Below are 15511 nucleotides of genomic sequence, written 5' to 3'. Positions count from 1 at the left end.
CTCAACCCGCTTCCCGTTGCCGGTGTTCCGTGTCGATGGAGGCGCATTATAGGGATCCCGTTTCAGAGCACAACCCTTTTTTTGGATCTTTTATCTGAACGGTTATAAATGATCCAGATTGATGAGATCGCCAGCGATCCAGGCCAGAATTGGCTTGTCAGCTGCCTGAAATCGCATCAGGCTGCATTGAAAACAGAACAAAGGAGAACATGATGACTTCCGCCCTACGTCCATATAAAGACCTTTTCCCGCAAACCGGCCAGCGCGTTATGGTCGATCCAAGCAGTGTTGTGGTCGGTGATGTCATAATGGAGGACGACGTGAGCATCTGGCCGCTGGTTGCGATCAGGGGTGATGTGAATCAGGTCCGCATTGGTGCCCGTACTAATGTACAGGACGGCAGCGTTCTGCACGTTACGCATAAATCAGCGTCTAACCCGCAAGGCTTCCCTCTTATTATTGGCGAGGATGTCACGGTCGGGCATAAAGCGATGTTGCACGGCTGTACCATTGGCGATCGCGTGCTGGTCGGAATGGGATCGATTCTGCTTGATGGCGTAATAGTAGAAGAAGAGGTGATGATTGGTGCCGGAAGTCTGGTGCCGCCAGGTAAAAGACTGGAGAGCGGCTATCTCTATCTGGGTAGTCCGGTCAGGCAGATCAGGCCGCTGAATGACAATGAGAAGGAAGGTTTACGCTATTCCGCTAATAATTATGTCGCCTGGAAAGATGATTACCTGGCGGGAGATAACCAGATCCAGCCCTGAGCATCAATATTATCCTGACGGATAGCCGCTTCGGCCTCATCTTCCAGATCCCAGCGATGGTGCTGAAACAGCGCCATCGCCTCCCCTTCACCAAAACGTGAGGCCAGCGACTTCCCGCTGATTGCACAGGTCAGCCGCATGCCGTTGACCAGCACCGGGAAACAGACCGCGTTCAGTTCAGCATTATAGGTTTCATCATCAGGAAACTGTATCGCCTGATTCATGGCTGCATGGCCTGTTTAAGCTGGGTAATCACCGGTGCGATTTCCGGCATCACACCGTGCCACAGATAGAAGGCATGAGCAGCCTGCCCCACCAGCATGCCCAAACCATCTGCCAGATGAGCCGTACCCTGCGCCTGACACCAGCGCAGGAAAGGCGTCAGCCCGCTTTGATAAAACATGTCATAACAGCGCACATCAGCATGAATGACTGCTGCAGGTAAAGGAGGGGTTTCGCCATTCACGCCGCTTGAGGTCGCATTAATGATCAGATCAAAGTGCTGATCTGTCAGCTGCTCAAAACCACATGCGCGGATAGTGCCGCTCGCTGCAAACAGGCCAGCCAGCTCTTCCGCCCGCGCGGCGGTACGGTTAACAACAGTGAGTGTCACGCCTGCTGAGAGAAGCGGCAGAATGACCCCACGTGCAGCACCACCCGCCCCCACCAGCAATACCTTGTCACCAGCGTTGATCATCTTCAGCCGTTCAAGATCGCTTAACAGCCCGATACCATCCGTGTTGTCACCCAGGATCTGCCCATCGCTGAGTTTTTTCACCGTGTTTACCGCGCCGGACAGGGCTGCACGTTCGCTGAGCTGATCGGCAAATTCCCATGCCTGCTGTTTAAAAGGTAACGTCACGTTGGCGCCACGGCCTCCCTGTTCGAAAAAGGCAGAGAGCGCCTGAGGAAAACCATCTATCGGGGCACAAATCCGACCATAGCGATGTTCAATGCCCGTCTGTTCAGCGAAAGCCTGATGGATCAGCGGAGATTTACTGTGGTTGATCGGATTACCGAAAACGGCGAATTGATCCATGAATTAGCCCTGACGTATAAGTTCGCCGCTGATGACATCGCGGATTTCAGAGGGATTGAGCCGCCCACCCGTTTTTCCCGACAGAACCGGGAACTGCTCACCAAACTGCTGCTTCACTTCTTCAGCCGTTCGGCAGGGAGGCAGGCCTGACAGATTTGCGCTGGTTGAGACCAGCGGTTTACCAAATGCGCGGCAAAGGGCCTGCACATCAGGATGGTCACTGACGCGAATGGCCAGTGAATCAAACTGTCCGGTAAGCCAGCGAGGCGTTTGTGGCGGAACGGGTACGACAAAGGTCACCGGGCCGGGCCAGCATGCAAACATCCGCTCACGCTGGATCACAGACAGTTCCCGAGCGGAGATGTAAGGTTCCAGCTGGGTGTAATCAGCCGCAATCAGGATAAGCCCCTTTTCTACCGGACGCTGTTTCAGCGCCAGTAAAGCCATGACGGCAGATTCACTGTCAGGGTCACAGCCCAGACCAAATACGGCTTCAGTAGGATAGGCGATGACCGCCTGTCGATTCAGCTGCTCTAAGCAGGTTTCAAGTGAATCGGCGAGGTGTTGATTTTCCATGGTCTATGAATTCTCTTCAGCAATGGCTTTGCCACAACTTTTACTGGCGCAAAAGCGTTTGATCCCTTGGGCCGTCTTTTTTTCAACTAATAGCGGATACTGGCAATAAGGACAGATTCCGGCAACGGGTGTCAGATTCACAACAAACTGGCAGGCTGGATAGCGGTCGCAGGAGTGAAACGTTTTGCCGTAACGGGAGCGCCGCTGAACTAACCGGCCTTCATGGCACTGTGGACAGGCCAGCGAGGTTTCATCTGGTTTGTCGATGGTTTCGGTGTATCCGCATTCCGGATAGAGGCTACAGCCAATGAACATGCCAAATCGCCCCTGCCGCAACACTTTATCCGCACCGCATTCGGGACAGGCGTGGCCTTCCAGCACTTTGACCACATGACCATCGGCCTGACCCTTTAAGGGTCGAATGTAGTCGCATGCCGGGTAGTTCGCGCAGCCCAGAAAAGGACCGTGTTTACCGGAGCGGATAACCAGTTCTGCCCCGCAAGCGGGGCAGGGATCCTGTTTACGCACGGTGAAGAGTGCAGCTTTACTCATAGCGATCAATGCATGAAAGGAAATTTAATGCAGCATACCTTCATTGGCGTCGAATAGCAGTTCTTCCATCTGCTGATAGGCATTTTCACATCCGGGAATGTTGAACAACACCATCAGTACCACCCATTTGAGATCCTCCAGGTCAAACTCAGAGGTATCCAGCGCCATAATGCGTTCGATGACCATTTCACGCGTTTCCAGGTTCAGCACCTGAATCTGCTCCAGGAACAGCAGGAAACCACGGCTGTCAGCATCTAAACGTTTGCTCTCTTCATCGGTATAAATACGCATGGAGAGCGGATCATTTGTCAGTAAAATTGGCGCAACCAGTCCTTCCTGATAGTCAGCCAATCTTTCTAACCAGTTCAGCGCACTGTAAATATCTTCACGATGGAACCCGGCATCCGTCAGGTCGTCTGTCAATCTGTCCTGATCAACACCCATTTCTGCTTCGTTGTGGATATATGTCTCAAACAAATACATCAGTACGTCGAACATGGCATGCCCTCCTCAATCGGACATAGCCGCCGGGTACAGCTGCGATCCATCCTGCTAACTCCAGTTCCAGCAACTGAGCTGAGATAACTGGCACAGATTGGCCGGCACGTTCAGCGACAACGTCAACAGGTGTAACATCATCACCTACGTTAGCCAACACATCAGCAAATGGCAATGGAGCATCGTCACTCACCTCAGAATAAATTTCACCGGCCGGTGTCATCGGCAGCCAGTTAAGTGCACTTGCCAGATCTTCCACGATGTTATGGGGATGGGCCACCAGCAGCGCCCCCTGCTGAATCAGCCAGTTTACGCCTTCGCTTAACGGGTTACCGAGCGCGCCAGGTAAGGCATAGACATTACGATTTTGCTCCAGCCCATACCGCGCCGTTACCAGGGAACCACTCTTCAGCGAGGCTTCTACCACCAGCACCCCATGGCTCAGGCCGCTGATAATACGATTACGGCGCGGAAAATTAAGCGGATGCGGCAGGGTCGTCAGCGGAAACTCAGAAACCACCGCTCCACCCTGTTCAACGATCTCTGCGGCAAGATGGGCATGATTGCTGGGATAGAGCCGCTGCAAACCACTACCTAACACGGCCACCGTTTTACCGCCTACGTTGAGTGCTGCCTGATGCGCAACACCATCAATACCCCTTGCCAGTCCGCTGGTAATGGTCAGACCGCTGAGGCTTAAGTGCTGGGTAAACCAGTCGCACCAGTAGCGGCCATAGTGTGAACAGTTTCGGCTGCCCACCACCGCTAACTGTGGTGTGCTGATAAGCGCAGGATCGCCATCAATATAGAGCAGCGGCGGAAAGCGGTTGGTTTCTTTAAGACGGGCAGGATAGGCCGCGTCCAGAGCAGTTACCAGATGATGAGCCGGACTCTGAGCCAGCCAGGAATAGACTTCTGTGAGATTATTTTCATTAAAATCATCATATTGCTGGCACTGGCTCTCATCTAAGCCAAGCCGGATAAGCTGCTCCCTGTCTGCCTGTCCGGCACCTATTTGCTGCGCCACATCAACCCAGCGTTTCCCTGTCATTCCAGTGACGGCGGCCAGCCGTACAGACTGCGCTATTTTGTCCATCTTCAGCTCCCTGATCGCCCTTGCTTCCTGCCGCAGAATGCTGTCAATCAGGCCTCGAAAAGTCTACAATATAAGGTAGTAATCTTTTCTTAACCGAATACAGATCTGGATATTTATGTCAGTTTTGCAGGTATTACATTTCCCTGACGAGCGTCTTCGCAAAGTTGCTGCGCCCGTTAAAGAAGTTAACGCAGACATTCAGCGTATCGTTGATGATATGTTCGAGACGATGTATGCCGAAGAAGGTATCGGTCTTGCGGCTACGCAGGTCGATATTCATCAGCGCATTATCGTGATTGACGTCTCTGAAAGTCGTGAAGAGCGTTTAGTGCTGATTAACCCTGAGCTGCTGGAAAAAAGTGGTGAAACCGGCATTGAAGAGGGTTGCCTCTCTATTCCGGAACAGCGCGCATTTGTTCCGCGTGCCGAGCGGGTAAAGGTCCGTGCACTGGATCGCGAGGGTAAAAGTTTCGAACTGGAAGCCAGCGAGTTACTGGCCATCTGTATCCAGCATGAGATCGATCATCTGGAAGGCAAACTGTTTATCGATTATCTGTCGCCTTTAAAGCGGCAACGGATCAAAAATAAATTAGAGAAACTGGCGCGTCAGAACGCGCAGGCTTCCTGAGATCTTAATAAGGGATAAACGTGTCTGCCCCGCTAAAAATCATCTTTGCCGGCACACCTGACTTTGCAGCGCGTCATCTTGACGCGCTGCTTGCTTCTGAACATCAGGTTATCGGCGTATTCACCCAACCCGACCGTCCTTCTGGTCGCGGTAACAAATTAACGCCAGGCCCGGTCAAAACGCTGGCGATGGCACATGACATTCCGGTTTATCAGCCTAAGTCACTGCGACCTGAAGAAAATCAGCAACTGGTTGCTGACCTCAAGGCCGATGTGATGGTGGTTGTAGCCTACGGATTAATTCTGCCCAAGGCCGTGCTTGATATGCCACGTCTGGGATGCATCAATGTCCATGGCTCACTGCTGCCACGCTGGCGCGGAGCTGCGCCTATTCAACGTGCGCTCTGGGCTGGCGACAGCGAAACCGGCGTGACCATCATGCAGATGGACGTGGGACTGGATACCGGCGATATGCTGCATAAGCTGGCCTGTCCGATTACTGCCCAGGATACCAGTGCCACGCTGTATGACAAGCTGGCACAGCTTGGCCCACAGGGGCTGCTGGATACGCTGACATTACTGACCACTCAGCAGGCTTCACCTGAAAAACAGGATGAAACGCTGGCCAACTATGCTGAGAAACTCAGTAAAGAGGAAGCACGTCTTGACTGGACACTCTCTGCAGAACAGCTTGAGCGTTGTATTCGCGCTTTTAACCCGTGGCCGATGAGCTTTTTCACCATTGAAGATCAGCCGGTTAAAGTCTGGCAGGCAAGCGTTCTGCCCCACTGCGATCGTGCGCCTGGTGAAATTATCCATGCTGACAAGCATGGCATCCAGGTGGCAACGGCTCAGGGCGTACTGAACCTGCTCCAGTTGCAGCCCGCCGGTAAAAAACCGATGTCGGCTCAGGATCTTCTCAACTCGCGCCGGGAATGGTTTGAACCTGGAACCCTTCTGGACTGACTCTCAGGCCCGGTCCCTCACCGGGCCTTTTGTTTGATGACAAAACCCTATGACTAAATCTATCAACCTGCGTAGCCTCTCGGCTCAACTTATTGAGCGTGTGGTCGACAAGGGCGAATCCCTGAATACGGCACTGCCAGCCGCCCAGAAAAAGCTCTCTGACAAAGATAGCGCATTAGTGCAGGAGATCTGTTTTGGCGTATTGCGCACATTACCGCAGCTGGAAGCGCTGATTGGCAAACTGATGGAGCGTCCACTTACCGGCAAACAGCGGGTTCTGCACTATCTGATCATGGTCGGGCTTTATCAGCTGGAATATACCCGTGTGCCTGCCCATGCCGCACTGGCAGAAACCGTCGCGGGCGCCGAAGTACTGAAGCGCACCAGTATGAAAGGCTTATTAAATGGCGTATTACGCCAGTTTCAGCGTCAGCGGGAAGAGCTGCTCGCCACTGTTCAGGATGGCCCGCAACGCTATCTGCATCCCGGATGGCTGCTAAAGCGTTTACAGCATGCCTGGCCGGAACAATGGCAACAGATTGTCGAAGCAAATAATCTGCGTCCGCCGATGTGGCTGCGGGTTAATCGCCAGCACCACGATCGTGACACGTGGCTGGCAATGCTGGCCGAAAGCGGCAGGAATGCACAGCCTGCTGTCGATGTGCCGGATGCGCTGCGGCTTGACGCCCCTGCCCCGGTCAGCCAGCTACCAGGCTTTGAGCAGGGTTGGGTCACCGTGCAGGATTTATCTGCCCAGCGCTGTGCCTTGCTGCTTGAGCCCCAAAACGGCGAACAGATTCTGGATTTATGCGCTGCGCCCGGCGGTAAAACGACCCATATCCTTGAAATCGCGCCTCAGGCCGAAGTTATGGCCGTCGACGTGGATGCGCAGCGTCTTAAACGCGTAAATGAGAATCTGCAACGACTGGGTATGAAAGCAGACGTGAAACAGGGTGATGGACGAACGCCGCAACAGTGGTGCGGCGATCGTCAGTTTGACCGTATTCTGCTGGATGCGCCCTGCTCTGCTACCGGTGTGATCCGACGCCATCCTGATATTAAGTGGCTGCGTCGCGATCGGGATATCGCCGAGCTGGCAAAGCTTCAGGGTGAAATTCTTGATGCTATCTGGCCGCACCTGAAACCTGGCGGTACACTGATTTATGCCACCTGTTCCATCCTGCCTGAAGAGAATCATCAGCAGATAGATGCTTTCCTGCAGCGCCAGCATGATGCGCAGGCAGAGCCCCTCAGAGATGCGCCCGCGAACGGCTTACAGGTATTCCCGGAAGCCGAGGGCGGAGATGGTTTCTTCTACGCTAAGCTGATAAAAAAATCGGGTACAAACTGAAATGAGTATTGATAAGCGATGAAAATAATCATTCTGGGCGCAGGACAGGTTGGCGGAACCCTGGCAGAAAATCTGGTGGGTGAAAACAACGATATCACGGTGGTTGATACCGACTCTTCACGCCTGCGTCACCTGCAGGATAAGTTCGATCTTCGCGTCGTGCAGGGTCATGGTTCTCATCCACGCATTTTACGTGAGGCGGGTGCAGAAGATGCCGACATGCTGGTTGCCGTAACCAACTCCGATGAAACCAACATGATTGCCTGTCAGATTGCTTATTCGCTTTTCAATACGCCGAATCGCATCGCCCGTATTCGCGCAGCCGACTATCTGCGTGATGCGGACAAGTTATTTATTCCTGAAGCGGTGCCTATCGATCACCTGATCTCGCCTGAACAGCTGGTGATCGACAATATCTATCGTTTAATCCAGTACCCTGGCGCATTGCAGGTCGTCAACTTTGCTGAAGGCAAAGTCAGCCTCGCCGTGGTGAAAGCTTATTATGGCGGGCCACTGGTAGGAAATCCGCTGTCGATCATGCGTGAGCATATGCCACACATTGATACCCGCGTAGCCGCTATATTTCGTCAGGATCGCCCCATTCGCCCGCAGGGTTCAACCATCGTAGAAGCGGGTGATGAAGTCTTTTTCATTGCAGCCAGTCAGAACATTCGTGCGGTAATGAGTGAAATGCAGCGGCTGGAGAAACCTTATAAACGGATTATGCTGGTAGGTGGCGGTAATATCGGTTTCGGTCTGGCACAAAAACTTGAGAAAAATTACAGCGTGAAGCTGATTGAACGTAACCCCCAGCGCGCAGCAGAACTGGCAGAGCATCTTCACGACACAGTCGTCTTTTATGGCGATGCGTCAGATCAGGAACTTCTCGCTGAAGAACATGTTGATCAGGTTGATCTCTTTATCGCCGTCACCAATGATGATGAAGCCAATATTATGTCAGCCATGCTGGCAAAAAAGATGGGGGCGAAGAAGGTTATGGTGCTGATTCAGCGCCGCGCCTACGTCGATCTGGTACAAGGCAGCGTTATCGATATCGCTATTTCACCTCAGCAGGCCACGATTTCTGCCCTGCTTGGTCATGTGCGCAAAGCGGATATCGTGGGCGTTTCATCGCTACGACGCGGTATTGCAGAAGCGATCGAAGCGATAGCGCACGGAGACGAATCAACTTCACGCGTGGTCGGCCGCTCCATTGATGATATCAAACTACCGCCAGGCACCATTATTGGCGCAGTGGTTCGTGGAGACGATGTGATGATTGCCAATGATAACCTGCGAATTGAACAAGGTGATCATGTCATCATGTTCCTGACCGACAAGAAGTTTGTATCAGATGTGGAACGTCTCTTCCAGCCGAGTCCATTTTTCCTGTAAATGCCGCGTTTACAGGCGAACAGAACACAAGGAACGCAAAACTGCCGCTTAATTCGCTGTGTTGATGGCAAAACCAGTAGGGTTTGTTAGACTTTATGGCATTGGCTTGGGCAAGGAGATAAGTATGAGTTTAATCAAAGAGTTTCGCGATTTCGCAATGCGCGGCAATGTGATGGATTTAGCCGTCGGTGTCATCATCGGTGCTGCATTCGGTAAAATTGTTTCATCGTTAGTCGCCAACATCATTATGCCGCCTTTAGGCTTACTGATTGGTGGTGTCGATTTTAAATCATTCGCCTGGGTACTTAAGCCTGCAGTTGGTGATGCTCCAGCCGTTGTAATGCAGTACGGTATCTTCCTTCAGACCATCTTCGATTTTGTCATCATCGCTTTCGCAATCTTTATGGCGATCAAGTTAATGAATCGTCTGTACAAGAAAAAGGAAGTAGAGAAGCCAGTTGCTAAACCGTCAAACGAAGAAGTTCTGCTGACTGAAATCCGCGATCTGCTGAAACAGCAGAATACCCGGGTCTAGTAAATAAGCCGCCGCACAGGCGGTTTTTTTAACCGTAAAAGCAGAAGGGCAGTGATAAGACGCTTTCTTATCACTGCCCTCCCATCCAGTCCCCTTGCCATGTTTCTCTTTCCGCTTGAAACTACCTTTACCCTTTTGCTTCTGCTCTATGCGTTGCCGAAATAGTGGGTCGTGTAACAGAGCCTGAATCGCGTTATCGCGGATTTGCCCTTTGGTGTGCTGATATTTACTCATGACGCCTCCTGTTGAGATGGTCTGATACTCTATTCCTTTGCAGCAAAATAACAATATGCTTATTTGCTCGAAGCCTCTCCCCGCTCCAGCGCCTCAAGAATTGAGCACGAAATGCTACTGTGACTGTCACCACAACAGGCATCGGAAAGGTGTCGCAGGGAACGCTGCATCGTTTCTAACTCTGCGATCATCTGAGCAACTTCACTCAGCCGTTTTTCAACGATCGCTTTTGATTCCTGACAGGTGTGATGCGCAGGATCAACCCGTATCGAAAGTAGCTCTCTGATCGCTTCCAGACTGAAACCCAGTTTACGGCCATAGCGAATAAATTTCAGACGCTGAAGATCGCCCTCGCTGTAAAGGCGAAAACCACCTTCCGTCCGACCATCATGATCCATCATCTGCTGCTTTTCATAAAAACGGATAGTGTCTGGCGTCACCTCCGCAAGCTTAGCTAACTGACCGATGCGAAACATTTACTCCTCCTCGCGGAAACGATGCTGAATAGCAGTGGAATAACTACCATGAAGAAAATCGGTACTGATACCCGCCTGGCGTAATCTTAGCTCCAGCACCTGAAGCCGATGGCAATGATCCTGATAGTGTTGATCCGCAGGATCGAGGTTGCGAATAAGATCGTTAACTTCCATGGCTTCCCGTCTGAGCTCAAGCTCTGGCGGCAGAAAGCCCGCATTCTTCAGTAACCGGTAGCCCGCTCTTAACTCAGGCGGAACATGACTGTCATCATCCAGCTGCAGCGGCTTACCGGAGCCGGGAAGATTACTTAGCTCGCCTTTTTCCAGCGCCGCTTTGATATGCTGTTCAGCAAGTTCATCAACCAGCCACATAGTTGGCTCCTTTGAACATGAAAAGAGTAAGTTCTAAGGTAGTAAATTTCAGGCAATAAAAAACCCGCCGAAGCGGGTTTTTTACGTTGCTACAGATTACTCTGCGGCTGCTTCTGCTTGAGCTTCTGGACGATCAACCAGCTCGATGTAAGCCATCGGAGCGTTGTCACCAGCACGGAAGCCACACTTCAGAATACGAGTGTAACCACCGGCACGGCTCGCGAAACGCGGGCCCAGCTCATTAAACAGTTTTGCCACGATCTCGTTATCACGAGTACGGGCGAATGCCAGACGACGATTAGCTACGCTGTCGGTCTTGGCAAGAGTAATCAGCGGCTCAACTACGCGACGCAGTTCTTTGGCTTTCGGCAGAGTCGTTTTGATGATCTCATGACGAACCAGAGAACCGGCCATGTTGCGGAACATAGCCTGACGATGGCTGCTGTTGCGGTTCAGTTGACGACCACTCTTACGATGGCGCATGACCTTATCCTTCTCAGTGAAACCTTAACCTGTGATCTGATTATTCATCAGCAATGCTTGCTGGCGGCCAGTTCTCGAGGCGCATGCCCAGAGAAAGACCACGCGAAGCCAGCACATCTTTAATCTCGGTAAGAGATTTTTTACCAAGGTTAGGCGTTTTAAGCAGCTCAACCTCGGTACGCTGTACCAGATCACCGATGTAGTGGATAGCTTCTGCCTTAAGGCAGTTAGCAGAGCGGACAGTCAATTCCAGATCGTCAACAGGGCGCAGCAGGATCGGATCGAATTCTGGTTTCTCTTCTTTAACTTCCGGCTGACGTACATCACGTAAGTCAACGAAAGCTTCAAGTTGTTCTGCCAGAATGGTTGCCGCACGACGAATCGCCTCTTCAGGATCGATTGTGCCGTTGGTTTCCATTTCGATGACCAGCTTGTCCAGGTCGGTGCGCTGCTCTACACGCGCTGCTTCAACATTGTAGGCGATACGGTCTACAGGGCTGTAGCAAGCGTCAACTAACAGGCGGCCGATTGGGCGCTCATCTTCTTCCGAATGAATTCGGGCAGAAGCCGGCACATAGCCACGACCACGCTGAACTTTGATACGCATGCTGATAGCAGCGTTCTCATCGGTCAGATGGCAAATGACATGCTGAGGCTTGACGATTTCGACATCACCATCATGGGTAATGTCGGCTGCAGTCACAGGGCCAATGCCAGATTTATTCAAGGTCAGAATAACTTCATCTTTCCCCTGAACTCTTACCGCCAGCCCTTTCAGGTTGAGCAGGATTTCCAGGATATCTTCCTGTACTCCCTCTTTGGTGCTGTACTCATGAAGTACACCATCAATTTCAACCTCGGTCACCGCGCAACCCGGCATGGATGAAAGCAGAATACGGCGCAGTGCGTTACCAAGAGTATGGCCAAAGCCACGCTCTAAAGGCTCAAGGGTCACCTTGGCGTGCGTCGAACTCACTTGCTCGATATCTACCAGGCGCGGTTTTAGAAACTCTGTCACAGAACCCTGCATTGTGTCCTCTCTTTGGTACTAAGCCTTACTTGGAGTAAAGCTCGACGATCAGGTGTTCGTTAATGTCCGCAGACAGATCAGTACGTTCAGGAATACGCTTGAACACACCTTCCATCTTAGTCGCATCAACTTCCAGCCAGGTTGGCTTTTCACGCTGCTCAGCCAGCTCCAGAGCGGCCTTCACGCGAGATTGCTTTTTGGCTTTCTCACGGATGCTAACGACATCATTCGGAGATACCTGATAAGAAGCGATGTTAACAACGCGGCCATTTACCAGAACAGACTTATGGCTAACCAGCTGACGTGCTTCTGCACGAGTGGCACCAAAGCCCATACGATAAACTACGTTGTCCAGACGACCTTCCAGCAGAGCCAACAGGTTTTCACCGGTGTTGCCTTTCAGACGAGCTGCTTCTTTATAATAGTTACGGAACTGACGCTCCAGCACGCCGTAGATACGACGAACTTTTTGCTTTTCACGTAACTGACCGCCGTAATCAGACAGACGCGGTTTACGCGCACCATGCTGACCAGGGGCTTGTTCAATCTTACACTTGGAATCAATCGCGCGAACGCCAGACTTAAGGAATAAGTCAGTGCCCTCACGACGGCTCAGCTTGAGCTTAGGACCCAAATATCTTGCCATTTTCTTTCTCCAACTATCCTAAAAAAACGGGCGTTATACGCGACGTTTTTTCGGCGGACGACAACCGTTATGAGGGATCGGAGTCACATCAGTAATATTAGTGATGCGGAAACCAGCGGCGTTCAAAGCACGAATCGTAGATTCGCGACCTGGACCCGGACCCTTTACCATAACTTCCAGGTTCTTAATTCCGTAATCTTTTACCGCTTCTGCACAGCGCTCTGCAGCGACCTGAGCAGCAAACGGAGTGGATTTACGTGAACCGCGGAAACCGGAACCACCGGCGGTTGCCCAACCCAGTGCGTTACCCTGACGATCAGTAATGGTAACGATGGTGTTGTTAAAAGAAGCATGGACATGAGCCACGCCATCTGAGACTTGTTTTCTTACACGCTTACGTGCACGAACTGGTGCCTTTGCCATTATTTACTCACCCCGATTATTTCTTGATCGGTTTACGCGGACCCTTACGGGTACGTGCGTTGGTCTTAGTACGCTGACCGCGAACCGGAAGACCACGACGATGGCGCAAACCACGGTAGCAACCAAGGTCCATAAGACGCTTGATGCTCAGGGTGATTTCACGGCGCAGATCACCTTCTACAACGAATTTCGCAACTGCATCACGCAGCTGATCAATTTGTTCTTCAGACAGCTCACTGATCTTAACATTTTCAGCAATACCCGTTGAAGCGCAGATGGCTTTAGAACGAGTTTTACCGATACCGAAGATCGAAGTTAATGCGATAACGGTATGTTTTTGATCAGGAATGTTAATGCCTGCTATACGGGCCACTATGCACTCCTATAATTAAACAAGCACGTCCCATGCTGAAAAGCCCGTTTTCAGGATACTCAAATGGAAACGCACTGACATACAAAAGATTGGCTGGCTAATCTAGCCAGCTCAACCCGACTTTGCAAGAAAAATATGTGACAAAATCAGCCTTGGCGCTGTTTATGCTTTGGCTCGGCGCTGCAGATCACACGGACGACACCGTCGCGACGAATGATTTTGCAGTTACGACATAATCTCTTGACGGAAGCACGAACTTTCATTTTTACTCTCCGTAACTTCTCAACCAACTGAATTAACGGCCGTAGCCTTTCAGGTTAGCTTTCTTCAGTGCCGACTCGTACTGACTTGACATCATCAGAGTTTGCACTTGAGCCATAAAGTCCATGATGACGACAACTACGATAAGCAGTGAAGTACCGCCAAAGTAGAAGGGAACCTTCATCGCATCACGCATGAACTCCGGGATAAGGCAGATAAACGTAATGTAGAGAGCGCCGATTAAGGTCAATCGCGTCATTACTTTATCAATATACTTCGCCGTTTGCTCTCCCGGACGAATTCCCGGTACGAATGCACCAGACTTCTTCAGGTTATCTGCTGTTTCACGTGGGTTGAAAACCAACGCCGTATAGAAGAAACAGAAGAAGATGATTGCAGTCGCATAGAGTAGCACATAAAGCGGCTGTCCTGGCTGCAAATACAGCGAAATTGTTGTCAGCCAGTTCCAACCGGTACCGCCCCCAAACCACGATGCAATCGTTGCCGGGAACAGAATAATGCTGGAAGCAAAAATGGCTGGAATGACGCCTGCCATGTTCACTTTCAACGGTAAATGTGTGCTCTGTGCAGCGTAAACGCGACGACCCTGCTGACGTTTTGCGTAGTTCACCACAATGCGGCGTTGACCACGTTCAACAAAGATAACAAAGAAGGTCACTGCGAATACGAGTACTGCAACCAACAGCAACAGAAGGAAGTGCAGGTCGCCTTGCCGCGCTTGCTCGATGGTATGGCCAATGGCCGGCGGGAGACCCGCAACGATACCTGCGAAGATAATGATCGAAATACCGTTACCGATACCACGTTCAGTAATCTGTTCGCCCAGCCACATCAGGAACATCGTTCCTGAGACCAGACTCACAACAGCGGTAAAGTAGAAAGCAAAGCCTGGATTCATTACCAGGCCTTGCATCCCTGGCATATTCGGCAGACCGGTAGCAATACCGATCGACTGAAATATGGCCAATACCAACGTACCGTATCGGGTGTACTGGCTAATCTTACGACGGCCAGCCTCCCCTTCTTTCTTAATTTCCGCTAACGCTGGATGAACCACCGTTAATAACTGGATGATAATCGATGCCGAAATATACGGCATGATGCCCAGTGCGAAAATAGAAGCACGGCTCAGAGCACCACCAGAGAACATGTTAAACATTTCAATGATGGTGCCACGCTGTTGCTCAAGCAGTTTGGCAAGTACAGTGGCATCAATACCAGGGATTGGAATAAAAGAGCCAATACGGAAGACAATGAGTGCGCCGATTACAAACAGCAGTCTGCGTTTCAGCTCACCAAAGCCACCCTTGGCACTTTGAAAATCTAATCCCGGTTGTTTAGCCATCTGCTACTTATTCCTCGATTTTACCGCCAGCAGCTTCGATTGCAGCACGTGCACCTTTGGTGACACGCAGACCGCGAACCGTTACCGGTGTAGAAACTTCACCAGACAGAATTACTTTAACGAATTCAATCTGAACACCGACAATGTTGGCTGCTTTCAGCGCGTTCAGGTCGACGATACCGCCTTCAACTTTCGCCAGATCAGACAGACGAATCTCTGTGGTGATCATTGCTTTGCGAGAGGTGAAACCGAACTTCGGCAGACGACGGTACAGAGGCATCTGACCACCTTCGAAACCGCGACGTACGCCACCGCCAGAACGTGAGTTCTGACCTTTGTGACCACGACCACCGGTTTTTCCGAGGCCAGAACCGATACCACGACCCAGACGCTTGGTAGCGTGCTTAGACCCTTCGGCCGGAGACAGAGTATTTAAACGCATCTC

The 15511-nt window shown here is 51.4% G+C and carries 23 protein-coding genes; 6 read left to right on the top strand and 17 right to left on the bottom strand.

Annotated features, from left to right (window positions below; translation table 11 throughout):
* Positions 1 to 212 precede the first annotated feature (212 nt).
* The gene (locus tag OK409_RS16290; RefSeq protein ID WP_010671596.1) at positions 213 to 767 is read left to right on the top strand and encodes a gamma carbonic anhydrase family protein; all 555 of its coding nucleotides are present in this window, start codon (positions 213 to 215) and stop codon (positions 765 to 767) included.
* Here the strand turns inward: OK409_RS16290 and OK409_RS16285 are convergent.
* Genes OK409_RS16285 through dprA form a run of 6 tightly spaced genes read right to left on the bottom strand, consistent with a single transcriptional unit; the run spans position 734 to position 4528 of the window.
* Positions 734 to 991, bottom strand: coding sequence for a DUF1488 domain-containing protein (locus OK409_RS16285; RefSeq protein ID WP_033772956.1), 258 nt, complete (start codon positions 989 to 991; stop codon positions 734 to 736). The genes OK409_RS16290 and OK409_RS16285 overlap by 34 nt on opposite strands.
* Entirely contained in the window at positions 988 to 1806 is an 819-nt protein-coding gene (gene aroE / locus OK409_RS16280; RefSeq protein ID WP_033781011.1) for a shikimate dehydrogenase, read from the bottom strand. Before aroE ends, OK409_RS16285 begins: the two co-directional genes overlap by 4 nt.
* A 3-nt stretch (positions 1807 to 1809) precedes the next feature.
* The gene (gene tsaC / locus OK409_RS16275; protein ID WP_010252735.1) at positions 1810 to 2382 is read right to left on the bottom strand and encodes an L-threonylcarbamoyladenylate synthase type 1 TsaC; all 573 of its coding nucleotides are present in this window, start codon (positions 2380 to 2382) and stop codon (positions 1810 to 1812) included.
* 3 nt (positions 2383 to 2385) lie between these two features.
* A complete protein-coding gene (locus OK409_RS16270; RefSeq protein ID WP_010252738.1) occupies positions 2386 to 2934 on the bottom strand; it encodes a topoisomerase DNA-binding C4 zinc finger domain-containing protein in 549 nt (182 codons plus the stop codon).
* 24 nt (positions 2935 to 2958) lie between these two features.
* The gene (gene smg, locus OK409_RS16265) at positions 2959 to 3432 is read right to left on the bottom strand and encodes a DUF494 family protein Smg (RefSeq protein WP_010252741.1); all 474 of its coding nucleotides are present in this window, start codon (positions 3430 to 3432) and stop codon (positions 2959 to 2961) included.
* Positions 3404 to 4528 carry a DNA-protecting protein DprA gene (dprA, locus tag OK409_RS16260; RefSeq protein WP_033772964.1) on the bottom strand — a complete coding sequence of 375 codons (1125 nt, stop codon included), beginning with the start codon at positions 4526 to 4528 and terminating at the stop codon, positions 3404 to 3406. Before dprA ends, smg begins: the two co-directional genes overlap by 29 nt.
* Before the next feature lie 115 nt (positions 4529 to 4643).
* Here dprA and def point away from each other — a divergent pair, with 115 nt between their 5' ends.
* From def to mscL, 5 genes are all read left to right on the top strand, one after another.
* A complete protein-coding gene (gene def / locus OK409_RS16255; protein ID WP_010252747.1) occupies positions 4644 to 5156 on the top strand; it encodes a peptide deformylase in 513 nt (170 codons plus the stop codon).
* 20 nt (positions 5157 to 5176) lie between these two features.
* On the top strand, positions 5177 to 6121 hold the full coding sequence (fmt, locus tag OK409_RS16250) for a methionyl-tRNA formyltransferase (protein WP_061704332.1): 945 nt from the start codon (positions 5177 to 5179) through the stop codon (positions 6119 to 6121).
* A 49-nt stretch (positions 6122 to 6170) separates the two neighbouring features.
* Positions 6171 to 7472: a 16S rRNA (cytosine(967)-C(5))-methyltransferase RsmB gene (rsmB, locus tag OK409_RS16245; RefSeq protein WP_264367226.1), complete on the top strand. Its 1302-nt coding sequence runs from the start codon at positions 6171 to 6173 to the stop codon at positions 7470 to 7472.
* An 18-nt stretch (positions 7473 to 7490) separates the two neighbouring features.
* Positions 7491 to 8867 (top strand): Trk system potassium transporter TrkA, encoded by a 1377-nt coding sequence (gene trkA / locus OK409_RS16240; protein WP_010252756.1) that lies wholly within the window; start codon positions 7491 to 7493, stop codon positions 8865 to 8867.
* Between the two features lie 124 nt (positions 8868 to 8991).
* The gene (mscL, locus tag OK409_RS16235) at positions 8992 to 9402 is read left to right on the top strand and encodes a large-conductance mechanosensitive channel protein MscL (RefSeq protein WP_022625142.1); all 411 of its coding nucleotides are present in this window, start codon (positions 8992 to 8994) and stop codon (positions 9400 to 9402) included.
* Here the strand turns inward: mscL and OK409_RS16230 are convergent.
* The 11 genes from OK409_RS16230 to rplO form a co-directional block, all read right to left on the bottom strand.
* Positions 9337 to 9636: an alternative ribosome-rescue factor A gene (locus OK409_RS16230; RefSeq protein ID WP_263055263.1), complete on the bottom strand. Its 300-nt coding sequence runs from the start codon at positions 9634 to 9636 to the stop codon at positions 9337 to 9339. The genes mscL and OK409_RS16230 overlap by 66 nt on opposite strands.
* Positions 9637 to 9695: 59 nt before the next feature.
* Positions 9696 to 10112: a Zn(2+)-responsive transcriptional regulator gene (gene zntR / locus OK409_RS16225; RefSeq protein ID WP_010252765.1), complete on the bottom strand. Its 417-nt coding sequence runs from the start codon at positions 10110 to 10112 to the stop codon at positions 9696 to 9698.
* Entirely contained in the window at positions 10113 to 10484 is a 372-nt protein-coding gene (locus OK409_RS16220; protein WP_264353466.1) for a DUF1992 domain-containing protein, read from the bottom strand. It abuts the gene before it with no gap.
* 96 nt (positions 10485 to 10580) lie between these two features.
* Positions 10581 to 10967: a 50S ribosomal protein L17 gene (gene rplQ, locus OK409_RS16215; RefSeq protein WP_003850180.1), complete on the bottom strand. Its 387-nt coding sequence runs from the start codon at positions 10965 to 10967 to the stop codon at positions 10581 to 10583.
* Positions 10968 to 11007: 40 nt separating this feature from the next.
* Positions 11008 to 11997, bottom strand: coding sequence for a DNA-directed RNA polymerase subunit alpha (locus OK409_RS16210; protein ID WP_003850179.1), 990 nt, complete (start codon positions 11995 to 11997; stop codon positions 11008 to 11010).
* Positions 11998 to 12022: 25 nt separating this feature from the next.
* A complete protein-coding gene (gene rpsD, locus OK409_RS16205) occupies positions 12023 to 12643 on the bottom strand; it encodes a 30S ribosomal protein S4 (protein WP_008927131.1) in 621 nt (206 codons plus the stop codon).
* Positions 12644 to 12676: 33 nt separating this feature from the next.
* On the bottom strand, positions 12677 to 13066 hold the full coding sequence (gene rpsK / locus OK409_RS16200) for a 30S ribosomal protein S11 (protein WP_004160563.1): 390 nt from the start codon (positions 13064 to 13066) through the stop codon (positions 12677 to 12679).
* Positions 13067 to 13082: 16 nt separating this feature from the next.
* Positions 13083 to 13439, bottom strand: coding sequence for a 30S ribosomal protein S13 (rpsM, locus tag OK409_RS16195; RefSeq protein WP_003850176.1), 357 nt, complete (start codon positions 13437 to 13439; stop codon positions 13083 to 13085).
* Between the two features lie 146 nt (positions 13440 to 13585).
* A complete protein-coding gene (gene rpmJ / locus OK409_RS16190; protein ID WP_010252805.1) occupies positions 13586 to 13702 on the bottom strand; it encodes a 50S ribosomal protein L36 in 117 nt (38 codons plus the stop codon).
* Between the two features lie 32 nt (positions 13703 to 13734).
* Entirely contained in the window at positions 13735 to 15066 is a 1332-nt protein-coding gene (gene secY, locus OK409_RS16185) for a preprotein translocase subunit SecY (protein ID WP_003850175.1), read from the bottom strand.
* 7 nt (positions 15067 to 15073) lie between these two features.
* A complete protein-coding gene (gene rplO / locus OK409_RS16180) occupies positions 15074 to 15508 on the bottom strand; it encodes a 50S ribosomal protein L15 (RefSeq protein ID WP_003850168.1) in 435 nt (144 codons plus the stop codon).
* Positions 15509 to 15511 lie beyond the last annotated feature (3 nt).

The sequence above is a fragment of the Pantoea sp. RG18 genome, assembly GCF_025910075.1.
Taxonomy (GTDB): Bacteria; Pseudomonadota; Gammaproteobacteria; order Enterobacterales; family Enterobacteriaceae; genus Pantoea; species Pantoea agglomerans.
This window is presented reverse-complemented; position numbering and strand designations above follow the sequence as displayed.

Excerpts from the sequence above, each read along its gene's own strand:
- OK409_RS16290 (WP_010671596.1), top strand. The coding sequence starts at position 213 with ATGACTTCCGCCCTACGTCCATATAAAGACCTTTTCCCGCAAACCGGC.
- OK409_RS16285 (WP_033772956.1), bottom strand. The coding sequence starts at position 991 with ATGAATCAGGCGATACAGTTTCCTGATGATGAAACCTATAATGCTGAA.
- aroE (WP_033781011.1), bottom strand. The coding sequence starts at position 1,806 with ATGGATCAATTCGCCGTTTTCGGTAATCCGATCAACCACAGTAAATCT.
- tsaC (WP_010252735.1), bottom strand. The coding sequence starts at position 2,382 with ATGGAAAATCAACACCTCGCCGATTCACTTGAAACCTGCTTAGAGCAG.
- OK409_RS16270 (WP_010252738.1), bottom strand. The coding sequence starts at position 2,934 with ATGAGTAAAGCTGCACTCTTCACCGTGCGTAAACAGGATCCCTGCCCC.
- smg (WP_010252741.1), bottom strand. The coding sequence starts at position 3,432 with ATGTTCGACGTACTGATGTATTTGTTTGAGACATATATCCACAACGAA.
- dprA (WP_033772964.1), bottom strand. The coding sequence starts at position 4,528 with ATGGACAAAATAGCGCAGTCTGTACGGCTGGCCGCCGTCACTGGAATG.
- def (WP_010252747.1), top strand. The coding sequence starts at position 4,644 with ATGTCAGTTTTGCAGGTATTACATTTCCCTGACGAGCGTCTTCGCAAA.
- rsmB (WP_264367226.1), top strand. The coding sequence starts at position 6,171 with ATGACTAAATCTATCAACCTGCGTAGCCTCTCGGCTCAACTTATTGAG.
- trkA (WP_010252756.1), top strand. The coding sequence starts at position 7,491 with ATGAAAATAATCATTCTGGGCGCAGGACAGGTTGGCGGAACCCTGGCA.
- mscL (WP_022625142.1), top strand. The coding sequence starts at position 8,992 with ATGAGTTTAATCAAAGAGTTTCGCGATTTCGCAATGCGCGGCAATGTG.
- OK409_RS16230 (WP_263055263.1), bottom strand. The coding sequence starts at position 9,636 with ATGAGTAAATATCAGCACACCAAAGGGCAAATCCGCGATAACGCGATT.
- zntR (WP_010252765.1), bottom strand. The coding sequence starts at position 10,112 with ATGTTTCGCATCGGTCAGTTAGCTAAGCTTGCGGAGGTGACGCCAGAC.
- OK409_RS16220 (WP_264353466.1), bottom strand. The coding sequence starts at position 10,484 with ATGTGGCTGGTTGATGAACTTGCTGAACAGCATATCAAAGCGGCGCTG.
- rplQ (WP_003850180.1), bottom strand. The coding sequence starts at position 10,967 with ATGCGCCATCGTAAGAGTGGTCGTCAACTGAACCGCAACAGCAGCCAT.
- OK409_RS16210 (WP_003850179.1), bottom strand. The coding sequence starts at position 11,997 with ATGCAGGGTTCTGTGACAGAGTTTCTAAAACCGCGCCTGGTAGATATC.
- rpsD (WP_008927131.1), bottom strand. The coding sequence starts at position 12,643 with ATGGCAAGATATTTGGGTCCTAAGCTCAAGCTGAGCCGTCGTGAGGGC.
- rpsK (WP_004160563.1), bottom strand. The coding sequence starts at position 13,066 with ATGGCAAAGGCACCAGTTCGTGCACGTAAGCGTGTAAGAAAACAAGTC.
- rpmJ (WP_010252805.1), bottom strand. The coding sequence starts at position 13,702 with ATGAAAGTTCGTGCTTCCGTCAAGAGATTATGTCGTAACTGCAAAATC.
- secY (WP_003850175.1), bottom strand. The coding sequence starts at position 15,066 with ATGGCTAAACAACCGGGATTAGATTTTCAAAGTGCCAAGGGTGGCTTT.
- rplO (WP_003850168.1), bottom strand. The coding sequence starts at position 15,508 with ATGCGTTTAAATACTCTGTCTCCGGCCGAAGGGTCTAAGCACGCTACC.